Annotated in this window: 14 protein-coding genes and 5 pseudogenes; 13 read left to right on the forward strand and 6 right to left on the reverse strand. The window is 69.4% G+C overall.

The annotated features are described in order from the left end of the window. Nucleotides 1–28 precede the first annotated feature (28 nt). Nucleotides 29–723: pseudogene (locus ACZ7KF_RS21020) on the forward strand (IS5 family transposase). A gap of 9 nt (nucleotides 724–732) precedes the next feature. Here the strand turns inward: ACZ7KF_RS21020 and ACZ7KF_RS21025 are convergent. Beyond that, nucleotides 733–1,506: pseudogene (locus ACZ7KF_RS21025) on the reverse strand (IS110 family transposase); the annotation flags it as partial. A gap of 538 nt (nucleotides 1,507–2,044) precedes the next feature. Between ACZ7KF_RS21025 and ACZ7KF_RS21030 the strand changes: the two are divergent. Continuing rightward, a complete protein-coding gene (locus tag ACZ7KF_RS21030) occupies nucleotides 2,045–3,016 on the forward strand; it encodes an alpha/beta hydrolase (protein ID WP_471076927.1) in 972 nt (323 codons plus the stop codon). A gap of 11 nt (nucleotides 3,017–3,027) precedes the next feature. On the opposite strand, the gene ACZ7KF_RS21035 is transcribed toward ACZ7KF_RS21030, so the two are convergent. Then, nucleotides 3,028–3,201, reverse strand: coding sequence for a hypothetical protein (locus tag ACZ7KF_RS21035; protein WP_471076930.1), 174 nt, complete (start codon nucleotides 3,199–3,201; stop codon nucleotides 3,028–3,030). 456 nt (nucleotides 3,202–3,657) lie between these two features. Here ACZ7KF_RS21035 and ACZ7KF_RS21040 point away from each other — a divergent pair, with 456 nt between their 5' ends. Next, nucleotides 3,658–4,587, forward strand: coding sequence for an NmrA family NAD(P)-binding protein (locus tag ACZ7KF_RS21040; protein ID WP_471076933.1), 930 nt, complete (start codon nucleotides 3,658–3,660; stop codon nucleotides 4,585–4,587). Between the two features lie 283 nt (nucleotides 4,588–4,870). Next, nucleotides 4,871–8,248, forward strand: coding sequence for a S8 family peptidase (locus tag ACZ7KF_RS21045; RefSeq protein WP_471076936.1), 3,378 nt, complete (start codon nucleotides 4,871–4,873; stop codon nucleotides 8,246–8,248). A gap of 145 nt (nucleotides 8,249–8,393) precedes the next feature. Here the strand turns inward: ACZ7KF_RS21045 and ACZ7KF_RS21050 are convergent, their stop codons facing one another. Next, nucleotides 8,394–9,392 (reverse strand): helix-turn-helix domain-containing protein, encoded by a 999-nt coding sequence (locus ACZ7KF_RS21050; protein WP_319144947.1) that lies wholly within the window; start codon nucleotides 9,390–9,392, stop codon nucleotides 8,394–8,396. Between the two features lie 1,413 nt (nucleotides 9,393–10,805). Next, complete coding sequence (locus tag ACZ7KF_RS21055; RefSeq protein ID WP_471076939.1) at nucleotides 10,806–11,312, reverse strand: winged helix-turn-helix transcriptional regulator; 507 nt, start codon at nucleotides 11,310–11,312, stop codon at nucleotides 10,806–10,808. A gap of 56 nt (nucleotides 11,313–11,368) precedes the next feature. Between ACZ7KF_RS21055 and ACZ7KF_RS21060 the strand changes: the two genes are divergently transcribed. Then, nucleotides 11,369–12,961: an MFS transporter gene (locus tag ACZ7KF_RS21060; protein ID WP_471076942.1), complete on the forward strand. Its 1,593-nt coding sequence runs from the start codon at nucleotides 11,369–11,371 to the stop codon at nucleotides 12,959–12,961. 585 nt (nucleotides 12,962–13,546) lie between these two features. On the opposite strand, the gene ACZ7KF_RS21065 is transcribed toward ACZ7KF_RS21060, so the two are convergent. After that, a complete protein-coding gene (locus ACZ7KF_RS21065; protein ID WP_471076945.1) occupies nucleotides 13,547–14,536 on the reverse strand; it encodes a magnesium and cobalt transport protein CorA in 990 nt (329 codons plus the stop codon). Between the two features lie 169 nt (nucleotides 14,537–14,705). Here ACZ7KF_RS21065 and ACZ7KF_RS21070 point away from each other — a divergent pair, with 169 nt between their 5' ends. The 6 genes and pseudogenes from ACZ7KF_RS21070 (at nucleotide 14,706) to ACZ7KF_RS21095 (ending at nucleotide 17,714) form a co-directional block, all read left to right on the forward strand. After that, nucleotides 14,706–14,909 (forward strand): hypothetical protein, encoded by a 204-nt coding sequence (locus ACZ7KF_RS21070; RefSeq protein WP_471076948.1) that lies wholly within the window; start codon nucleotides 14,706–14,708, stop codon nucleotides 14,907–14,909. A gap of 169 nt (nucleotides 14,910–15,078) precedes the next feature. Further along, nucleotides 15,079–15,376: pseudogene (locus ACZ7KF_RS21075) on the forward strand (YihY/virulence factor BrkB family protein); the annotation flags it as partial. Nucleotides 15,377–15,473: 97 nt separating this feature from the next. Further along, on the forward strand, nucleotides 15,474–16,022 hold the full coding sequence (locus ACZ7KF_RS21080) for a phosphatase PAP2 family protein (protein WP_471076951.1): 549 nt from the start codon (nucleotides 15,474–15,476) through the stop codon (nucleotides 16,020–16,022). 602 nt (nucleotides 16,023–16,624) lie between these two features. Beyond that, the gene (locus ACZ7KF_RS21085) at nucleotides 16,625–16,996 is read left to right on the forward strand and encodes a phage holin family protein (RefSeq protein ID WP_471077099.1); all 372 of its coding nucleotides are present in this window, start codon (nucleotides 16,625–16,627) and stop codon (nucleotides 16,994–16,996) included. Continuing rightward, entirely contained in the window at nucleotides 16,993–17,442 is a 450-nt protein-coding gene (locus tag ACZ7KF_RS21090; protein WP_471076954.1) for a DUF3618 domain-containing protein, read from the forward strand. The genes ACZ7KF_RS21085 and ACZ7KF_RS21090 overlap by 4 nt, the downstream gene beginning before the upstream one ends. Beyond that, nucleotides 17,439–17,714 (forward strand): DUF4235 domain-containing protein, encoded by a 276-nt coding sequence (locus tag ACZ7KF_RS21095; protein WP_471076957.1) that lies wholly within the window; start codon nucleotides 17,439–17,441, stop codon nucleotides 17,712–17,714. The genes ACZ7KF_RS21090 and ACZ7KF_RS21095 overlap by 4 nt, the downstream gene beginning before the upstream one ends. Before the next feature lie 252 nt (nucleotides 17,715–17,966). Here ACZ7KF_RS21095 and ACZ7KF_RS21100 read toward each other — a convergent pair. Further along, a pseudogene (locus tag ACZ7KF_RS21100) lies at nucleotides 17,967–18,560 on the reverse strand (SGNH/GDSL hydrolase family protein); the annotation flags it as partial. A gap of 416 nt (nucleotides 18,561–18,976) precedes the next feature. Between ACZ7KF_RS21100 and ACZ7KF_RS21105 the strand changes: the two are divergent. Then, nucleotides 18,977–19,612: pseudogene (locus tag ACZ7KF_RS21105) on the forward strand (transposase). Further along, nucleotides 19,609–20,124: an NUDIX hydrolase gene (locus ACZ7KF_RS21110; protein ID WP_471076960.1), complete on the forward strand. Its 516-nt coding sequence runs from the start codon at nucleotides 19,609–19,611 to the stop codon at nucleotides 20,122–20,124. Before ACZ7KF_RS21105 ends, ACZ7KF_RS21110 begins: the two are co-directional and overlap by 4 nt. Nucleotides 20,125–20,449 lie beyond the last annotated feature (325 nt).

Here is a 20,449-nt window from a genome sequence, read left to right on the forward strand (position 1 = left end):
CTTCGGTGCGCTCATCAGTTGATCGAACGTGCCTGTCCGACTAGTGATCACTGATGCGATGTGGGACCGGATCGAACCGCTTGTGCCGGCCGACCCGGTCCGCGGACGACGGTGGGCCAACCACCGCCGCACCCTCGAGGCCATCGCATGGAAGTACCGCACCATCTCGCCCTGACGGGACCTGCCCGACGAACCGGGCTCGTACCAGACCGCTCACCAACGGCTGATCAAGTGGGCCGTCGACGGCACCCGGGAACAGATGCTCGGCGCCGTCCTCGCGGCAGCGGACGCCGTCGACGACATCGCGTGGACCGTGTCGGTCGACTCCACCGTCGTCCGGGCCCACCAGCACGCCGCCGGAGCACTCAAAAGGGTGCGGCAGGTCACAGCGAGCCGGCCGACCACGCGCTCGGACGCTCCCGCGGCGGGCTGAGCAGGAAGATCCACCTCGCCGCAGACGCCCATGCGCGGCCCCTGGCTCTGGCCGTCACGGCGGGCCAGGCTCGTGACGCGCCTGCCTTCGAGACGGTCATGGCCCGCATTCGGGTGCCGAGAACCGGACCTGGCCGGCCTCGCACCCACCCCAAGCAGCGCCACACCATCGGACGGTGCATCAACCGCCTCAAGCAGTGGCGCGCCCTGGTCACACAAACCGACAAACTCGCCTCCGCCTACCAGGCCGCACTCCACCTCGCCGACAGCCTCCTCCGGACCCGACGCTGACCAAAGAGACTTGGCCTCGATCAGGGCGTCGAGCTCGGCGATCTCCTCGTCGAGGGCCATCACCCCCTTCGCAAGGCGGACCACCATGGCAGCGGCCAGCTTCTCGCCGGGCAGTGCCGTCATTTGGGCCTGGGCAGCATCCAGCGCCGTCTTGGCCAGCGCGGCGGCTCTGCGGACCTTGCGGTTCTTCAGCCAGGTCTCGATCCTCCTGACGCCTGCGCGGCGGATCGCAGCCGGGGTCTGGTAGCCGGTCAGCAGCATGACCGGGCCCTTGTCGGCCAGGTCCAGCGACCGCTCCAACGCCGGGAAGATCTCCAGCAGTTGGGCCCGCAGGCGGTTGATCTGACGGGTCCGGTCGAAGACCACGTCCAGGCGCCGGTTGGTCAGGATGCGCAGGCCGACGGCGATCTCGTCGCCGGGACGCAACAGGCCCAGATCCCGGCGAACGCGGGCCTGATCGGCGATGATGAAGGCATCCTTCGCGTCCGTCTTGCCCTCGCCCTTGTAGGTGGCCGAGGCACGGTGGACTGCCAGGCCGGTGAGGTAGGCCATGGGCTGGTTGTGGCTGAGGAGCAGGCCGATGAGCAGGGCAGCGCCGCCGTGATTGAGGTCGACGGCCCAAAGCACGTCGGTGGATATCGCCAGGACGTCACTGATGAGCTGGAGTGGCTCGGTCTCGTCGTTCAGGACCCGGCGGGACAGCAGCCGTTCACCGTCCGCGTTGATCACCACGCAGTGGTGGTGTTCCTTGCCTATGTCCACTCCGGCCCAGATCTTGGGCACGGTCACCTCCGCCAGCTTGCCGTCACACACGTCACCCGCAGACGACCTCGCCGACGTTGTCCCACAGCAGCGATCGAGTCGCGTCTCCCAATGGGCGGTCGAGTCGTCGCGGAGCTCCGAGCGGCCAAGTCTCTTAAGCCATCGAAGCGGCTAAGAACCTGAAGCCATGCCCAGAGCCCCCAGGCCCTCCGATCTTACGAATGATCAGGGCAGACCCTCGCCTAGAAGGTAGGGACCTACTGCTGTGACCGCGAAGGTTCACCGGGTGGTTGCTGATCGGTCGGGCCGCCTGAGCGAGCAGCCGGCCCGTCGGTTTCTTCGGCAGGCCATTTCGGATGCGGCGGTGCCCCGCGTAGGGACGGAAGTACAGCCACAAGCCGGACCCGACGGTGGATCCGCGCCATGGTGCGACCTCGACGCCCCAACGTGACCTGGCCTCACGCCCTGTTCCGCGGTTGCACCGATGCGCTGCTGAGAGACGATGGGAGGTGGGTGGGCCAGCCGCATGTACCGCTACATCTGAGGCAGGAGGCGCACCATGCCCGCTTCTCGATCCGTCGCGACCCCAGTCCTGGAACCCTCTGCCCGGGAGCTGACGGAGGCCACGTCGCCACATCCGCGCATCTACGAGGTCTCGCCGGAGAACGGCCGCGAGATCCTCGATGGTCTCCAGGAAGGGAAAGGGGTGGCCAAGCCGGCGGTGGACGAGGATTGGGTGACCATCGACGCCGGGCAGTACGGCAACGTCCGCACGCGTATCATCCGCCCCCGGGGAACGATGAAAACCCTCCCGGTGGTCCTGTACATCCACGGCGCCGGATGGGTGTTCGGCGACGAGAAGACGCACGACCGGCTGATCCGCGAACTGGCGGTCGGAGCAGACGCCGCGGTGGTCTTCCCCGTCTACGACAGGGCCCCCGAGGCGAAGTACCCGACTCAGATCGAGCAGAACTACGCGGTCGGGCAGTGGATCCTCCAAAACGGCGGGGAACAGAACCTCGATGCCTCACGGATAGCGGTCTGCGGCGATTCGGTGGGCGGCAACATGTCGACGGTCTTCGCGCTGATGGCCAAGGAACGCGGAGATGTGCAACTGGCTGCCCAGGTGCTGCTGTACCCCGTCACCGACGCGAACTTCGACACTCCGTCCTACCAGCAGTTCGCCGACGGCTACTACCTCACTCGCGACGGGATGAAGTGGTTCTGGGACGCCTACACCTCGGACCCCAAGCAGCGCACCGAAATCTATGCCTCGCCGCTGCGGGCCGACATCGAGCAGCTCCGTGGCCTTCCCACCACATTGGTCATCACCGACGAGGCCGACGTACTGCGGGACGAAGGCGAGGCCTACGCCGCCAAGCTCCGCGAGGCAGGAGTGGACGTCACCGCGGTCCGAGTGCTGGGAATGGTCCACGACTTCCTGATGCTCGACAGCCTCCGCGACTCCAAGGCAACCACGGTCGCGCGCACGCTCGCCATCGAGGCACTGCAACGAGCACTGCACCCCTGAAGCGTGTCGTATTACGCCGTGAGGCGGATGAGGGCCTCCTGCGGCCGGCCGGCCACGTCCGGGTCCAGGCGTGTTGTGGAGTCGACGCGCAGGCTGACGGTCTCGCTGCTGGTCTCCTCGGCGTCCATGAGGTAGCGCTCCTCGGCGTCCTGGGCTGAGGCGGCAGGCAGGCGGAAGGTGATCATCTCTCCTGTCGGCGGGGAGGGGATGGGTCCGGCCCGCGGGGGTGGCGGAGTGTGGTCAGCGCGCCCACGGGCCGGTGCCCGGACCGTGGGCGAGGCCGGGGAAAGCCGGTGCTGGGAAGAGCCCGCCCCCGGGCCAGAACAACCGCACACCGTTCCCGCCCGGCCAGTAGCCATCAGGCGCGCGGGAACGCGCGGTCCACTCGGGACCTTTCGAAGGTAGCCGACCCCGCCGACAGCCCACCCCCTCGCTACCGACCGCGTTCCTGTATGCCCCGGCGTATCACCCCGGCCACTGCACGGACCACACTCCGCGCCGAGCGGTATAGAGGACGGCCTCGGAACCCGAGGCGGACGAACAGGCCGACCTGCTTCACAGACGGTGACCGCCTGGCACAACGTCGGCGAGGCCGGCCGTCTCCGGTTGCGCCGTGGCGGTGCGCACCCCAGTCTGCTCGTATGGACGGCACCCCGGAAGCCCGTGCGATGCCCATTCTGGTGACGGGCGCGGCGGGCAGTGTCGGTGCCGTCGGCCGATCTGTGGTCGAGGGCCTACAGCAAAGGGGCCTGTGCGTCCGGGCCATGGTGCATCGCGAGGATGAGCGAGCGGAGGCGCTGCGCACGATGGGAGCGGAGGTCGTCGTCGGAGACCTGACGCGCGCGGTCGACGTTGCCGACGCCCTGGCCGGTTGTGGACGTATGTACTTCGGTATGGGTGTGTCGGCACAGTATCTGGAGGCTGCCGTGACGGCAGCGGCCGTCGCCCGCGCGTACGGACGCCTGGAAGTGTTCGTGAACATGTCGCAGCTCACTGTCTCGGAGATGGATCTCACCAGCACCTCTGAGTCCGTGCAGCAGCGGCAGCACTGGCTGGTGGAGCAGGTCCTCGGCTGGTCAGGCCTGCCCGTCGTCCAGATCAGGCCCACTGTGTTCATGGAGAACCCGCTGTTCCGTGTCGGCTTCTCCTCGATCGCGAAGAACGGAAGCATCAGACTGCCCTTCGGCCGGGCGAAAACCTCCCCTGTGACGGCTAGGGACGTCGCCGCGGTTGTTGAGGAGATCCTGGCCGATCCGTCCCCACACATCGGCCGAATCTACGAGCTGACCGGCCCGCGCTCGGAGGACGCCGCCGTCATGGCGGCAGAGCTTTCCACAGCTCTGGGACGACCGGTCAGGTACACGGACGTCCCGCTGCAGGAATGGATCAACGATGATCTCAGACCGCTGGGGCTGCCGGACCATGCCTTTCAGCACATCTCCACCATGGCTCGTCTTCACGCCGAGAATCGATACGACCGCAAGGCGGACGGGGTCGAGCAGGTCACCGGGCGGCCTCCATCGGGGGTGGCCGATTACGTCCGCGACAACCCCAGCCTGTTCAGCCTCTGAACCCTGTCCTAGTCGTGCGGTGTACGCCCCCTCCTCCAGCATGTCCAGAATCCGCAGGCAAAATCACGGGATCACGTTCGGTTGAGATACGGGATCTCCGGCGGCCGGCTTGACACCACCCGGGGAGCGGCTCGATCGGTTCGTCTATGAGCCGCCAACGTGGCCACGTTTGCCCGCTTTATGAAGTATAGGAGTTGGCGCATAGGTGACTTGACGCCTGGTGGACAGGGCAATCTGCTGACCTCGGCACTTGACGGCACCACGCTGTCCTCCCATGAGAGACATGAACAACAAGTGGCGCCGCTGGGTCCGCCCTCCCCGGCCTCGGCATACGGCGGCGGCCGCCGCCCTCGTGGCGCTCGTGGCCGGTCTGACCGCCGCCCCTGGCGCCGCTCAGGACCTCGGCCCGCACACCAGGCGAACGGAAGCCGCCGCGCGCACCGGAGCGGCCCGGTCGCCGATCATCTCCCGGCATCAGCTCACCCTGATCACCGGCGACCGCGTCACGCTGGAGACGGACACCTCGGGCAAGCAGAGTGTGTCGGTCGAGCCCGCCGAGGGCCGCGAACGAGTCGCGTTCATCAAGCGCCAGGCCGGTCGCGACTGGACGGTCATACCCGCCGACACGCTCCCGCTGCTCGCGACGGGCCGCCTCGACAAGGCGCTGTTCAACGTCTCCGCCCTGGTCCGGGGCAAGTACGCGCAGCGCTCGAGCCTGCCGCTGATCGTCGAGTACGCCGGGGACGCGGGCACCGCCCGGCGACAGCTGACCGCTGCCGGTGCCGACACCGTCCGCCCCATCGGTGGGACCCCCTTCGCGACCCTCGGCGAACACCGCGCGGACGCAGCCGGGTTCTGGGAGGGCATCGCCCCCGGCCGGTCGGACGCCACGTCCTTCGGAGCGGGTGTGCGCCGGGTCTGGCTGGACGGCCGCTCAAGGATCCAGCTCGACAGCACGGTGCCGCGCATCGGGGCCCCGCACGCCTGGGAGAAGGGCTACACCGGCACCGGCGTCAAGGTCGCCGTGCTCGACACCGGTTACGACCCCCACCACCCGGACCTCAAGGGCCTCGTCACCGAGTCCGCGAACTTCACCACCGAGCCGAACACCGACGACCTGAACGGTCACGGCACCCATGTGACCTCCACGGTCGCCGGTTCCGGCGCGGCCTCCGACGGCCGCTACAAGGGTGTGGCACCCGGCGTGCAGATCCTGTCCGGCAAGGTGTGCACCGCGGACGGCAACTGCGACAACTCCGACATCGTCGAGGGCCTGGCCTGGGCCGCCCAGCACGGCGCCAAGGTGATCAACCTCAGCCTGGGCGACACGGACACACCGGAGACCGACGCCCTCGAGGCCATGGTCGACACCGTGAGCCGTGACCACGGCACGTTGGTCGTGGCCGCGGCCGGCAACAGCGGTCCCGACAAGGTCTCCTCGCCCGCCTCCGACGACCGGGCGCTGGCCGTCGGCGCGGCCGAGGACGACGACGACCTCGCCGTCTTCAGCTCGGTCGGCCCGCGGGTGGGCGACTCCGGCCTCAAGCCGGACATCATCGCCCCCGGCGTCAACGTCGTCGCCGCGAGGGCGGGCGGCACCACCGCCGACGACGGCTATGTCGCGATGAGCGGCACGTCCATGGCCACGCCCCATGTGACCGGAGCCGCCGCCATCCTGTTCCAGCAGCACCCCGACTGGACGGCGGAGCAGGTCAAGCGCCAGCTGATGCAGTCGGCGACCGGCGCCAAGGAGCACGGCGCCTCCTTCCAGGGCGCCGGACGCGTCGACGTCGCCCGGGCGGTCGACCAGGACGTCACCGCCGACACCACCGCACTGGGCTTCGGGCTGATCCGCTGGACGGACGGCAAGCGGCCTCCGGTGACCAAGACCATCACCTACCGCAACCCGGGCGCCGCACCGGTCACCCTTCGGCTGAAGGACAATCCGAGCAGCGGTAAGAGGGACGTGCCCGCTCCCGCCGGGCTGTTCCGGCTCAGCGCCGACACGGTCACCGTGCCCGCGCACGGAACCGCGGCCGTCACCCTCACCGCGACCCCGGAAGCCACCACGACGTACGCCGCCTACAGCGGCGTGGTGACCGCGAGCACCGCGGACGACCAGGTGTCGGTGCGCGTCCCGTTCGGCATGGATGTCGAGCAGCCGTCCTACGACCTGCGCATCGGGATGAAGAGCCGCACGGGCGCCGCCCCCGACAACGCCTACCTGCTCGTCAACTCGGCTGACGGCAAGGCGTACGAGGTCGAGGCGCTCGGCAAGAGCAGCACGGTGGTGCGACTGCCGAAGGACACCTACTCGGTGAGCGGCTTCTACTTCGACGCCTCCTTCACCGAGGGCACCATCGTCGGCGTACCGAAGGTCGTGATGAGCGCCGACCGGCAGGTGACCATCGACGCCCGCAAGGCGAAGCCCGTCACGGTGTCGGCACCGAGCCGCTCCGCACGCATCATGTCGGCCGAGATCGGCACGATCAGCATGGCCGAGCAGCTGCTCTCGGTCACCATGTACAACGCGATCGGCACGGATCACATCGGCGGCGTGTACGCGGTGCCGACGGACCAGTACAAGGACTCGAAGTTCACGTACCTCGTCACCAGTATCTGGGGCGAACCGGCCGGCGCGGACGGGAACCCCGCCTCGGTCTACTACCTCACGCGACCGGTGCACGGCGCCATCCCGGCGGATCCCGCCTACAACCCCCGCAAGTCGGAACTGGCCAGGGTGAACAGCACGTTCGCCGCCACCACGCCGGGAACCACGGCCACGCGCATCGTGTGGACGTACGTCGGCAACGTCCGCGTCAGCGGCCGGGCGATGGAGGGGATTGCGGTCCCGGCCCGGCGCGTCGACTACTTCTCGGCGGCAGACGGCCTGCGCTGGCAGACGGCCTTCGACCAGAACAGCTTCCTCGATCCGGACGCGCACGGGCAGAGCTATCTCAGCGACCTGCACGGCTACAAGGCCGGCTCCCAGGTCGACGAGCGCTGGAACGGCGGGATCCAGGCCGTGGGCCTCTCGTCCCAGATGGCCGCCTTCCGTGAGGGCGACACGATGTACCGGCCCTTCCAGTCGGCCGCGAACGGCAACCTCGACCTGGTGGCCGACACCACGTCCGGCCTGCCCGAGGTGAAGCTGTGGCGCAACGGTGAGCTGGTCTCCCAGGACTGGAGCATGAGCGACGTCCCGGCCGACGCCACCCCCGCCGACTATCGTCTGACGGTCGAGCACAACCGTGACATGGCCCCCAGTTCCGTCTCCACGAGTGTGCGGGCGGAATGGCGGTTCCGGTCGCAGACCACGGCGACGCGGCAGGCGCTGCCGCTGTGCGCGATCCGTATGTCGCCGAAGCTGGACGAGTGGAACCGGGCCAAGGCCGGCCGCAAGCTCGACATCCCGGTCCTGATCCAGCGGACGGCCGGCGCCCCGGCGTCGCCCATCCGCGTCTTCACCACCGAGGTCTCCTTCGACGAGGGGAAGACCTGGCAGTCGGTGCGGGTCAGGGGCTCCGGCATGGAGCGCACCGTGACCGTGGAGCACCCGCGCCGCGCTGCGGGCGGCTCGGTCAGCCTGCGCGTCCACGTCGAGGACGCGGCGGGCGACTCCTTCAAGGAGACCGTCATCAAGGGCTACCTGCTCAAGTAGCCGCCTTCGCGTAGTAGCCACGACCTCGAGTAACTGCTTCCGCGAGTAGCGCAGCCCGGCCGCAGCGGCCGGACGAACGGGGACAGGGCCCGCCGGACACGTCCGATGGGCCCTGGTCGTGTGCGTTACGGCGTCCGCCGTACTCTCAGAGCCAGTCGCGGCGGGCCGCGTGCCAGCCCAGCTGCATACGGGTCGCGACGCCCGCCAGGCTCATCAGGCCCTGGATACGCCGCTGGACGGTGCGCTTGCTGACCCGCAGCTGTCCGGCTATCGCCTCGTCCGTCATACCGGCGACCATCAGGGAGAGCAGGTGCCGGTCCTCCCCGACCGGCGAGGCGGCATCCGTGGTGCCGGCGCCGCCGATCTGGCCCTCCTCGGTCACCCGGAGCGGGGCACCGATCTCCCAGTGGTGTTCGAACAGGGCGATGAGCGCGTCCAGCAGGCTGCTCTCCCGCACCACCGCGGCCCGCAGCTCCCTGGGGTTGCGGGACGTGCCCGAGGCCGCCAGCGGCAGGATGGCCACCGAGCGGTCGGCGATCGCCATCCGCAGCGGCAGCAGAGGCACCGCCCGGGCGACCTCTCCGGCACACACGCCCTTGACGACAAAGTCCACCGAGTCGGGGTCGTCGAAGTACGCCTGCTCGTACAGGGCCCGGTAGAGCACGCCCCGGTCCAGCGCGTCGAACTCCTCCTGATTGCTCTCCGGTGACATGGCCACGTACTGGGCCTTCACGAACCACATCATCTCGCGGCCGGCGCCGTCCTGGAGCTGCCGCAGATGCTGGCGCAGTGCCGCCGCGCCGGTGATGATCTCGACGGCCTCGCCCGTGCTCCGGGCCCATGCGCTGCGACGGTGTGTCTCCGCCAGTTCGTAGACGGCGGCCCGGGTCTGTTCCAGGGCGTCGAAGTGGCGTTGGAGCCGGGGCATGAGGGCCACCTGCGGCGGCACGGCCGTGAACCATTCGGGACTGTCCTCGACCACCGACGCCAGGCCCTTGTGCTCCAGCGCGCGCAGCAGCAGCCGCGCGGTGACGACGTCGAGGGCCGAGCGGCCGGAGATGTCCTGAGCGGACGCCGTCCCGGTGGCGACCAGAAGGCGGTACACCTCGCTCTCGTCGGCCGTCAGGCCCACCGTCTCCAGCATGTCGCCACCTTTCTCACCATCCTGGCCGCCTCCGCCCCGGGCTCCCGTGGGGGAACGCGGTGCACCCGGCGGATGTTCCACCAGCCCCTGCGCCCAGGCACCACGACGGTTGTCACCGGCGATCTGGTTCACCGTGACGGGGCGGTGCCGTCAGCATCTGGTGGATGCGGCTGGGCTCCGCCTACGCAAAGGCTGTCCCCGAACGCAGGAACCCCCGTCGCCACCTGGCCGCTGTCACGTTCCTGTCACCAACACCATCGACGCACCTGGACACCGAAGGTCCCACCTGCGTGCACGGCATCGATCTAGACCACGTGGACACCGGCAGACGCTTCCGCCTGCCTGTGCCATGTGGTATTGCGGCCCACTCGCTAGCACCACATACCACTCTGAGATCCGGACCAGGTACGGACCGAACCAGCCTGGCACTCGACGTTTCCACTCTTTGTCGCAGGTCAGGAGGGAGGTCAGGCGTGTACCACCAGCAGACCAACCTCCTGGTGTCGTACTCGCCGAAGAAGCTGGGCTTCTTCTAGACGCACGGCAAAAGGCGCCTGACCTGGCTTTTCACCGGTCAGGCGCCCTTCGCTCAGCCCGCTCTCGACCGAGCCCGGCTCGCGCGCCGACTCCCCGTTCCTCCCCCGGCTGTACCCCTCCTGACCAGTGCTTCCGGACCAGCCACGGACCAGAGCCCCGGTTCAGCCTTCGGGTACGTCACCTTGGCTGACGCGCTGCCCCTCGTTCATGGACTGCTCGACGAGGCGGTTCGCTCGCTCTTGAAGGCCGTCAAGGAACTTGGCGTGGTGGCGAAAGAGGACCTCGATGCTCTGGCCGGCGCGTCGGGCGCACTCGGCCGGGTCCATTCCCGAACAGAGCCAGAACGAGATTCCGGCGTGCCGGAGATCGTAAGGCCGCTTGGCCAAGCGAGAAGTGCGGTCAGTACGAGTCAGGGCGTGTTTCCGGGCCCGCGCCTGCGTGATGCCATGGGCGGCAGCGTCCCACCTCGGCCGGATGGGGAACGGCGGCCGGATCCACCTCCTCATTGACTGCTGGCGCTTTCCACCGGAATCCCTTGAGGGGGGTTCTCCGCGAAATACCCCCTCCACCGCAGTGTCGAGAGCTTCGTTGAACGCAGCCCTCTTGCCTCGGACTGTCTTGGCCCCAGCCGTCTTGCCGTCTTGCCGTCCAGCGTGGGGCAGGCGCCACCGCGCCGCAGGTCGGTCCGCGGCGACGCGTGCAGTGCCCGCACGCACTGGATGATGGCCACCGCAGGTCTCACCCACGGCGGCTTCTACCGCCACTTCGCCTCGAAGGACGAACTCCTGGCCCAGGCACTCACGGCGGCCTTCACTGAACGCCGCGCCGCCATGCACCGGATCACGGAAGAGCACGGCTCCGCGGATGCGCGCGCCGCTACCGAGGGGCGAGGCGCGCCTCGGTCTCACCGATGGACACGTCGTGCCCGGCCTCGCACCGCACCGCGGGCACCAGCGGGGCGCCGCAGCCGGCGTGGGCGAGTTCCACCCCGCCGCGCACGTCTTCGCCCACGGCCCGCCCCCACCGCATCAGGGCCACGAAGAGCGGGAACAGGGCCCGGCCCCGGTCCGTCAGCACATACTCGTACCGGGTGCGCGCACCCGGCTCCCGGTAGGGGCTGCGCTCCATCAGACCGTCGGCCACCAGCTGTCGCAGCCGCTTGGAGGCCACCGTCTCGGCCAGACCGGTGCGCCGCACCAGGTCGTCGAACCGGCGCCCGCCGTAGAACGCCTCCCTGACCAGCATCATCGCCGAACGGGTGCCGACCACTTCCAGTGATCTCTCCATGGCGCACCAGCCGGTCGCCGTGAAGGCGTCCCGGTCGGCGAACTCGCCCGCGCGGGTGAACACTGCCTCTTCGCTCTGCCGGTCAACGCGTTCCATGCCCCCATCCTAATCTGACTAGTGCTTTTAACAGTCAGGCTGCTACGTTCCTGACTATGCAAAACAGCAGTCAGCCAATCGCGACAGGCGCCGCACGCCCGCCCGCCCAAGCCGCCACCGCTCTCGCCACCCCCTCTTCCGGGCACGGCGGAACACCCGCCCATCCCTGGCGCGGCGTGCTCACCGTGTGTCTCGGCGTGATGATGGCGTTCGTCGACGTCTCGTCCACCATCGGCGCGCTCGGCGCCATCCAGCAGGACTTGCACCCCTCGGCCAGCACGCTGGTCTGGGTGACCAGCGCCTACTCCCTGGTCGTCGCCAGTCTGGTGATGTCCGCAGGTACCCTGGCCGACCTGATCGGACGCCGCGCGGTCTTTCTCGCAGGGGCGGCCGTCTTCACCGTCGGCAGCGTGCTCGCCTTCACCGCCGACAGCGCAGGGCTGCTGATCACCGCACAGGCGGTCATGGGCCTCGGAGGCGCGGCCGTCCTGCCCGCCAGCCTGTCGATCGTCAGCCACTCCTTCACCGACCCGCACCAGCGGACCAAGGCCATCGGCGCCTGGGCCAGCTGCTCCGGCCTCGGACTCGCCGTCGGCCCGCTCGGCGCCGGCCTGCTCCTGAACCACTTCACCTGGCACTCGGTGTACCTGATCGACGTCGCCATCGGCGCGCTCACCGTGATCCTCACGCCGTTCCTCGTGGCCGAGTCCAAGCACCCCACCCGCCGGCTGGATCTCCCCGGAGTCCTCCTGGGCACCGTCGCGATCGCCTCGGCGACCTACGCGATCATCGAGGGCGGATCCTCCGGCTACACCTCCGGCCGCATCGTCACCATGTATGCCGTCTTCGCCGTCTCCCTCGTGCTCTTCCTGACCGCCGAAGTACGCCACCGCGACCCCATGCTCGCCCTGCGCCTGTTCCGCAACCCCTCCTACACCGCGGTGATGGGAGTCGCCGCGGCCTCCATGTTCGGCTTCGTAGGCACCTCACTGCTCGCCGTCCTGTACATGGAACGCGTCCAGCAACTGTCCGCACTGGCCACCGGCGTCCGGCTCCTGGCCATGTTCGCCACCTACATCGTGGTCAGCGCACTCGCCGGACGCCTCGTCCAGAAGGTCGGCTTCACCCTCGTGCTGACCGCCGGGCTCGTCGTCCTGGGCGCCGGAGCCCTCGCCTTGCTGGCCATCGGCCCCTTCACCGGCTACAACGCGCTGTGGCCCGGCCTGCTCATCGCAGGCATCGGATCCGCGCTCCTGACCGCCCCCTCGACCGCCGCCGCGGTCAACAGCGTGCCACGGCTGCAGGCCGGCATGGCCAGCGCCACGGTCAACATGTTCCGCCAGATCGGCTCCGTCCTCGGCCCCAGCATCCTCGGCACCATCGTCACCACCCGCTTCCCCCACTACCTCGAAGACCGCCTCATCGCCGCAGACATACCGGCCCCGGACGCCGCCCGCATCGCCGCCGGCGCCGTCCACGGCGGCGGGGCCGGCGAACTGCCCGCCACTCTCGCCCGCACCGTCACCGACGCCGCCGCACGCGCCTTCACCGACGCCGTCCACCTCGGCCTGCTCATCGGCGGCATCACCCTGCTCGTCATCGCCATCCCCACAGCGATCTTTGTACGGCACCGCAACACGACCAACTGAAGCAGCGAGACCCACCGAGCCACGGCAGGGCGATGGCGGCTGTCGTGTGGGCACGGGCGGCACCGGCGAAGGCGAAGCCGACCAAGAACTGGGCGAAGGGTCCCGTGCGCCGCAGGTGTACCAGGCGGACGAGGGCACGTCAGTGCGGCGGGAGCCTGCAGGGGCGCCCACCCGCACAGTCAATGCCGTGCATCCCGCCGCACTCGACCCACGCGTGCGGCGGATTGGGTGCAGCAGGGCAGGGACCCGATCAGGCGTTGCGGACACCGTGGCCGTTCTGGCTCTGGTTGGTGCCCTGGCCGCCCAGGCGATCCAGGCGGCCAACGCCGCTTCATGGCCTGCACGGCCACATCCTGCTCCGGGCCCGGCCCGGCCCATGCCCGCTTCAGCGTTCGCCACGCATTCACCGCATTGCGGCGCGCTGACTGCGCTGTCGCTCGTATGCATCGCATGGCAGTGCAGGTGCCGCCCGTTGGACTGCGTCCGCCTCTGTGCAGGCAGACTCCGGTGGCCATCCGGCTGCCGCGCCCGGCCGAGCCGGCGGCAGCGGGCCCGCGGCGAGCTGAGGCAGGAGCGGTTGTGCCGTCAGAGCCAGCCGTTGCGGCGGAAGGCCCGGTACAGCAGTCCCGCCCCGACGGCCATCGCGGCCAGCGCGCACGGATAGCCGTAACGCCAGTCCAGTTCGGGCATGTGGGCGAAGTTCATGCCGTAGATCCCGGCGACCATGGTGGGGATGGCCAGGATGGCCGCCCACGCGCTGATGCGGCGCATGTCGTCGTTCTGCCAGGTGCCCACCTTGGCCAGGTGGGCGTCGAGGACGGAGCCGAGCAGGTCGTCCAGGGCGCGCACCTCGGTGTCGGTGCGGGTGAGGTGGTCGGCGACGTCGCGGAAGTACGGCACCATCTGCTGCGGCCAGTCGGCATGGGGCGCGGTGAAGTGCTGCACGACGGGGACCAGTGGCTGGACGGCGTCACGGAACTCCACCACCTCCCGCTTGAGCGAGTAGATCTGCTCCGTGAGGTCGTCGCGGGCGGGTGAGAACACACACCGTTCCAGGTCGGTGAGGTCCGAACGGACCTGGGATGCCGCCTGTGCGTAGGCGTCGACGATCACGTCGGTGACGGCATGCAGGACGCTCACCGGTCCGAGCCTTGCCATCTCCGGGGCGTCTCCCAGTCGGCGGGCCGCCTCCACCGTCGGGTCGGCGGTGCCATGCCGGACGGTCAGCACGAAGGAGGGACCGAGGAAGACCATCACGTCGCCGGTTTCCACATCCGCTGTCTGTTCGACGAACCACAGCGTCTTCACGGCGACCGCCAGTACGTCTCCGTAGCGCTCTTGTTTCGGCCGCTGATGTGCCTGGACCGCGTCCTCGATCGCCAGAGGATGCAGCTTCAGGTACTCCCCCAGCCGCTGCAGCTCATCCTCACGGGGGTCGTCCATCCGGATCCAGGCGAACTCGTCAGGCTTCAGCACCGCCAGGCGGTCGAGGGTGCCCTGGCATTCTGCGTCCTCCTGCCGGGCGTCGATCTCTTCGCACTCGCCCGTCTGCTCTCGGTAGATCACACACTCCATGCCTTCTCGGATGCTTCCGCCGCCGCGTTCCATGCACCGGCAGCGGTCAGACCCCACCGGCCGAACCTCGTCCACACACTATGGTCACGACACTTTCACGCGGGTCAGCTGCTGACCGGGTCGCGGTGGGAACCCGACCGGATATCACCGACCAAGAGGGAAATGGGCCGTGATCGCTGTCGCCGTGTTGCTGCTGCCCGCCCTGGGTGCACTGCTGTACGCCATGGACCGCCTCGAGGACCGGCTGTCAGCCGGGCCGTCGGCGGCCCGCCATGCCCGGAAACGTCACCTGCGACTGGTCCACGACGCCGGCCCGTCCGCCACCGAGCCCCGTCCGGCCCGGCAGACCGCGCGGCACACCGAGGCGGCCTGACACTGCCGCGTGACTGTCACGATCTGGGTTGCCCACCCACGCGGGGCAACGAACGCGAACCAGCCGGTGCGTGTGCCCACACCGGCGAGGTCGTCCAGGAAAGTGACGGCTGCAGGGACTGCCTCTGCATCTGCATCCTGATGAGAGGGTGCTCGGGGGTACTCGGCGGGTGGCCAAGTGGCCCGTCCTGGTGGTCCTGGTCATGATCATGATCGCCCTTTTGTACTGGGCCACCCCCCACGCCCTGGTGAAGGGGTTCCGGTCGATCACATCTGGTGGCTTCCTCGCCCTGGGTCATCTGGCTGATCGCCTCCGCCGCCTTCGCGTTCTACGTCGTCAACTTCGCCTCGTACGACAAGACGTACGGCACCATGGCCGGGCTCATCGTCTTCCTCATCCAGCTGTGGATCAGTAACCTCGCCATCCTGCTCGGCCCGTCGTTCGACCCCGAGACCGTCCGCCAGCGGGTGGAGACTGAACGCATCATGCCCGTCGCACAGCGGTGACGGACTGATCCTGGCGCTCCTGCGCTTACCGGGCAGCGCTTGGGGATATCCGCAGTTCATGAGGTTGCTGACAGGCTTGCGTGAGACTGACCGGGTTGTGACACAGCGGGCGGCCTCCCGCATCCCGCCGGGCATGGCCAAGGTGCTGTCGGCGGTGGAGGAGTCCGCGGAGAGCTCGAAGCTGTGGTGCGGGGCGGCGGCCGCGATGGCGTGGCGGGGCGGGTGGAGGGGCCGCAAGGCGGCGGCCGCCGGGCTGGTGGCCCTGGCGGTGGCGCAGCTGGCATCGAACGGTCTGTGCAAGCAACTCGCCGACCGCCCCAGGCCGCCCGCGGAATGGATCCCGCACGACGAGGTCGCCGACCGCCCCGACTCTTCCTCGTTCCCCTCCGGGCACACCGCGGCCGCGGTCGCCTTCACCGCCGCCGTCGCCCCCGCCTGGCCGGCCGCCGGCGCGCTGTGCGCGGTGCCAGCCGCCCTGGTGGCCCTCGAACGGGTGCAGTCCGGCGCCCACTACCCCAGCGACGTGGCCGCCGGCGCCGCCATTGGCCTGACCAGCGCCTGGCTCACCCGCCACGCCCCCGCCCTCTTCCTGCGCCACCGGCCATAGAACCGGACTGAAGACGATCCCTCTGCAGTGGAATGAGGTCCGGGTCGGACGCAAGCCCACCACGGACGCCAACCGCGCGAGGACGCCACGGCCGGCCCCGATATCAGCAGAGGGCGAGCGCAGATGCCGAGGTCGACCGGGGAACACACCGGCGAGGCGTCCGCGTGCGGCAACGTGTGCACGGAGGCGTCCGCCTCGCGCGCCTCGGCCCGCTCGAACCTGCAGAGCGGGCGGCGCCGCGTGCCCGAAGCCCCACCGCCAGGCACACACCGGACAAGCCACCCAGGGCCGCCGCCGCGGCTCCCTGGATCGTCTGGCGGCAAACGGAGGGCGCGAAGGCATGCACCTTCAAGGAGACTGCGGTCTGCCGGTGGCTGTGCGCGCGTTGTGCGCCCCCCACGGCGCTGCCGTCCTGAAAGACGATTCCCATCCCGGCTGCGGGCGGCCCCTGAACTGGGTCATTCGGGGTACTCGCGCGCCATGAGGGGGTCGGACTGCCGGCCCCGCAGGAACGAGATGGACGGGAGGTGACCGCCGTGTCGAGCACGCAGCCGTACTCATCGGGGACCGACCACAGCCCGCACCCTGCCGGCCAGGAGCCGCTGAGCGAGCTGGTGCAGAAGGCATCGCAGCAGCTGACGGAGCTGGTGCGCGGTGAAATGCGCCTGGCGCAGGCGGAGATGAAGGAGAAGGGCAAGCGCTACGGCAGGAGCGGCGGCCTGTTCGGCGGAGCCGGAGTGGTCGGCTTCCTGATGCTGCAGGCTCTGGTGGCGACCGGCATCGCCGCGCTGGCGCTCCTCCTTCCGGTGTGGGCCGCGGCACTGATCACCACAGCGGTACTGGGTGTGATCGCCGCCGTCATGGCCATGAGCGGGAAGAAGCAGGTCGACCAAGCCGCACCGCCTACACCGCAGCGGACGGTCGAAAACGTGAAGGCCGATGTGGCCGAGATCAAGGAGAGCGCACAGCGATGACCCAGCCGCCCCACGACGAGCCCACTGCCGACAGCCCCGAGGAACTGCGCGAGCAGGTGGAGCAGACCCGCGAGGAGCTCGGCCAGACGGTCGAGGCCCTCGCGGCCAAGACCGACGTCAAGGCCCGCGCCCAGGAGAAGGCCGGCGCGGTCAAGGAACAGGCCACGGTCAAGACCGGCGAGCTGAAGGCCAAGGCCGCCGACCTGGCACAGCAGGTCCAGGCCAAGCTGCCCGACCCGGTCAAGGACAAGGCCGCCCAGGCCGCCGATCAGGCCCGCGCGAAGGCCGGCCAGGCCGGCCAGCTGTGGCAGGACAAGGCCCCCGAATCGGTGCAGCAGAAGACCGCCCAGGGCGCACGGATGGCGCGGGACAACCGCAACCTGCTGCTGGCAGCCACCGGTGTGGCGGTCGCGGCGTGGATGGTCTGCCGCCGTCGCAAGGGGTGAGCGGCGGGAAAGCCCCGAAGATCGCTGACAAGCCGGTCGGTCCGGCCTTGGCTGCCACCAGCGGTGTGATCGCCGGAGCGGCGTCCGAACAGGCGTGGGAGATGCTCGGCCACGACGACGACGCGCCCGACGCCACGGGTGAGGACCGTACCTGGAGCGAGGTCCTGCTCCCCGCCGTCCCGCAGGGGGCCGTCTTCGCCGGGGTCAAAGCCGCCGTTGACCGGGCCGGGGCGGCCTCCACCCGCCGTCCGACCGGCACCTGGCCCGGCTGACGCAATCATGGAGGGGTGCCGGTACACGGCTACCGGCACCCCTCCCCGTCCCTCTGCACGGAAAAAGAGGTCGGGCCGCGTCCGCCTCCCACGCCCTGACCCGCTCCACCATGGCGGGCCGCAGGACGCTCTGGCCGAGCCCGCCGGCCGAGCGTGGCGCTGTCGCGCCGAGGCCCGCACGCCCGCGTCGAAGGCGTCGGCCATCTTGCTGAAGCCGTTGCCGTTCGGGGGGAGGGCGTCGGAGAGATCCGCAGGTGTCAGGGCGCTCATGTCCACGAGCCGCACATGCTTGCCCGCGGACGCCTTGGACTGGACGATCTGCGTCAACTTCTCGTCGAAGGCCGGGCGATTGGGCTCCTCCGTGCCGCTGGTGGAGACGATCACGCTGCCGACCAGCACGGTCGCGTCGGGCGCGTCCCGCAGTATCTGGTCGATCAGCGCGCTCATCCGGTCGGGCGCGGTCGGCACCTGGTAGTTGCCGTTCAGATCGTTGGTGCCTATCTCCAGCGCGACGGCGTTGGGCCGGTACGGGGCCAGCACGGAGTCGGTGAGGGAGGCGATCTGGTCGATGTGCCAGCCGGAGTGGCCCTCGTCGTCGGGGGCGGACATGGGGCCGTTGCGGCCCGAGCCGACGGAGTCCAGCGCGTGCCCCTCCGCGGCCGGCTTGTTCCACAGGAAGCCCCGGTGACTGTTGCCTGACGGGCTGCCGACACCCCAAGTGATCGAGTCGCCCAGCGGCATCAGGCGCAAGGAGGCCGGCGCGGCGGCGGAGGCGGAGCGCGAGGCATGCGCCGAAGCGCTGGGGGCGGCGGCCGTGGCCGTCGCCATCGCCGTCGCCATCGCCATCGCCGTCGCCGTCGCCGTCGCCGTCGCCGTCGCCGGCAGGGTGACGCCCAGACCGAGCCCGGCCGTCACGGACGCGACCAGGCACCAAGGTCGACATCCGGGACTGCGACGGCGGCTCCCACCAGAAGTGGAACCTCCCCACCTGACCACACCGGCCACCCCTGACCGGCAGGGGCGTCCCGCGGGGCTCCGCGCCCCGCGGGCCGTTCCCCCCTTTGGCGCCCTCTGGTCCGGAACGGCTCCGGAGGACGTAGGGAACCATGCCGAGCCGGGCGAGGGGGGGTGTCCTCGTGCCGTCCGTGGCCCATCGGGTAGTCGCCGGCCGCCGCGTGCCCGACGGAGGTTGTGGGGACCAGGGTGCCTAACTGATCGTTTCAGAGTGAGATCGGTGTGGCGGGTGGCGACTGACGATCTCGATGGGCAGGGTCCGCCCTGTGTCTGCAGACCTTGTTCCTGATGAACTTCGGCAGCGCATAGCTCCGTTGCCGCCACCGCCACCTGTTCGCAGGCCCCGCCACCCTGGTCGGCTTCGGATACCTGATCGGGGTGCCTTGGGCGGCATCGTCTGCGTTCTCCGGACGGGGGTTGCTTGGCGAGACGTCCCTGCCCAGTTGGTGGGCTGTTAGGGGGTGACCAGGTGGCGCCGATTGCGAGAGTGGACCGAAGCCGGTGTATGGCCCCGCTTGCATCAGAACCTGCTCGCAGAACTGCGCAGAGTGGGCCTGCTGAAGATGGACAACTGCGCGATTGACGGCTCCCACGTTCGCGCACACAAAGAGGGGATCATGTCGGGCCCTCTCCCGTGGACCGCGGCCGCCCTGGATCCAAGCACCACGTGATCGCGGACCGGCACGGCACCCCAACGTACGAGGTAGGTCGTCGAGCGAACCTTCGCTTGGTTCCACCGGTTCAAACGCCTGCGGATCCGCTACGAACACCGCGCTGATCTGCACCAGGGGCTTGTGCGACTCGCGTGCGGCATCATCTGCCTTCGCCTCCTGTCCCAGGGACACCACGGCACCTCACCCACCGAAGGAGAAACCCCTCGATGACCGCTGCCGAGCCATTCACCCGTATCAAGGTCCGCGTCGCCGCAGCCCTGTTCAACGGGGAAGAGATTGCCCTGATCCACCGCACCAAGGACGGCCAGGACCAGTACACCCTGCCAGGTGGCAACGTCGAACCCGGCGAACCCATCCATCAAGCTCTCGCGCGCGAACTCGACGAAGAACTGGGCCTGGACCTCACAGATGCGACCGGTGTCCCGCATCTGACCTGGATCCAGGACGCCATGGTCACCCGCCCCGGACCCACCCCACCCCGCAAACTCCACCTCGTCTTCCGCGTCCACATCGACAACTCCACCCGCGCTCACTTGCGCACCGTCGAACACGACGACACCGCCGGCGCCGGCCACCTCACCTGGAGCCACTACAAGGACACGGCTGACAAGGCACTGTTCCCACCGGTTCCGCTCGCCGATCTCGCTACTCCCACCGCACCGCTCGACGCTGCCCTGGCCCTCCTGCCGACCCTCGACGACACCAACTACCGCTGGATCTGACCCGCCGTGGACCACGACGGGGTCCGTCCCGACGATATCTTTGTGAAACCATCCATAACCGGGCGAACAGGGCGCACAAGGGCGCGATGAGCCGTCTCATGTCTGCATTGCTCCTCATGGGGGGCGGACGAACGCTGGGGCTACCCTGCCCCCAGGACGCCACTGACGTGAACACGGCAATATCGCATCAGGGCGACGACCCTCTGCCGATGCCACTCGGGCCCCGGGCGCCGGCGCGGCCCCGCGATCCCCGCTCCGTGTCAGTACCGTCGCCGGAAGCACCCGGCGACGGTATTGACGCACGCTCCTCCCGCAGCCGTGTCAC

The organism is Streptomyces sp. NPDC038200, from assembly GCF_055600785.1.

Bases quoted from the DNA above. Each gene is read 5' to 3' on its own strand.
- ACZ7KF_RS21030 (WP_471076927.1), top strand. From the start codon at position 2,045: ATGCCCGCTTCTCGATCCGTCGCGACCCCAGTCCTGGAACCCTCTGCC.
- ACZ7KF_RS21035 (WP_471076930.1), bottom strand. From the start codon at position 3,201: ATGATCACCTTCCGCCTGCCTGCCGCCTCAGCCCAGGACGCCGAGGAG.
- ACZ7KF_RS21040 (WP_471076933.1), top strand. From the start codon at position 3,658: ATGGACGGCACCCCGGAAGCCCGTGCGATGCCCATTCTGGTGACGGGC.
- ACZ7KF_RS21045 (WP_471076936.1), top strand. From the start codon at position 4,871: ATGAACAACAAGTGGCGCCGCTGGGTCCGCCCTCCCCGGCCTCGGCAT.
- ACZ7KF_RS21050 (WP_319144947.1), bottom strand. From the start codon at position 9,392: ATGCTGGAGACGGTGGGCCTGACGGCCGACGAGAGCGAGGTGTACCGC.
- ACZ7KF_RS21055 (WP_471076939.1), bottom strand. From the start codon at position 11,312: ATGGAACGCGTTGACCGGCAGAGCGAAGAGGCAGTGTTCACCCGCGCG.
- ACZ7KF_RS21060 (WP_471076942.1), top strand. From the start codon at position 11,369: ATGCAAAACAGCAGTCAGCCAATCGCGACAGGCGCCGCACGCCCGCCC.
- ACZ7KF_RS21065 (WP_471076945.1), bottom strand. From the start codon at position 14,536: ATGGAGTGTGTGATCTACCGAGAGCAGACGGGCGAGTGCGAAGAGATC.
- ACZ7KF_RS21080 (WP_471076951.1), top strand. From the start codon at position 15,474: ATGAGGTTGCTGACAGGCTTGCGTGAGACTGACCGGGTTGTGACACAG.
- ACZ7KF_RS21090 (WP_471076954.1), top strand. From the start codon at position 16,993: ATGACCCAGCCGCCCCACGACGAGCCCACTGCCGACAGCCCCGAGGAA.
- ACZ7KF_RS21110 (WP_471076960.1), top strand. From the start codon at position 19,609: ATGACCGCTGCCGAGCCATTCACCCGTATCAAGGTCCGCGTCGCCGCA.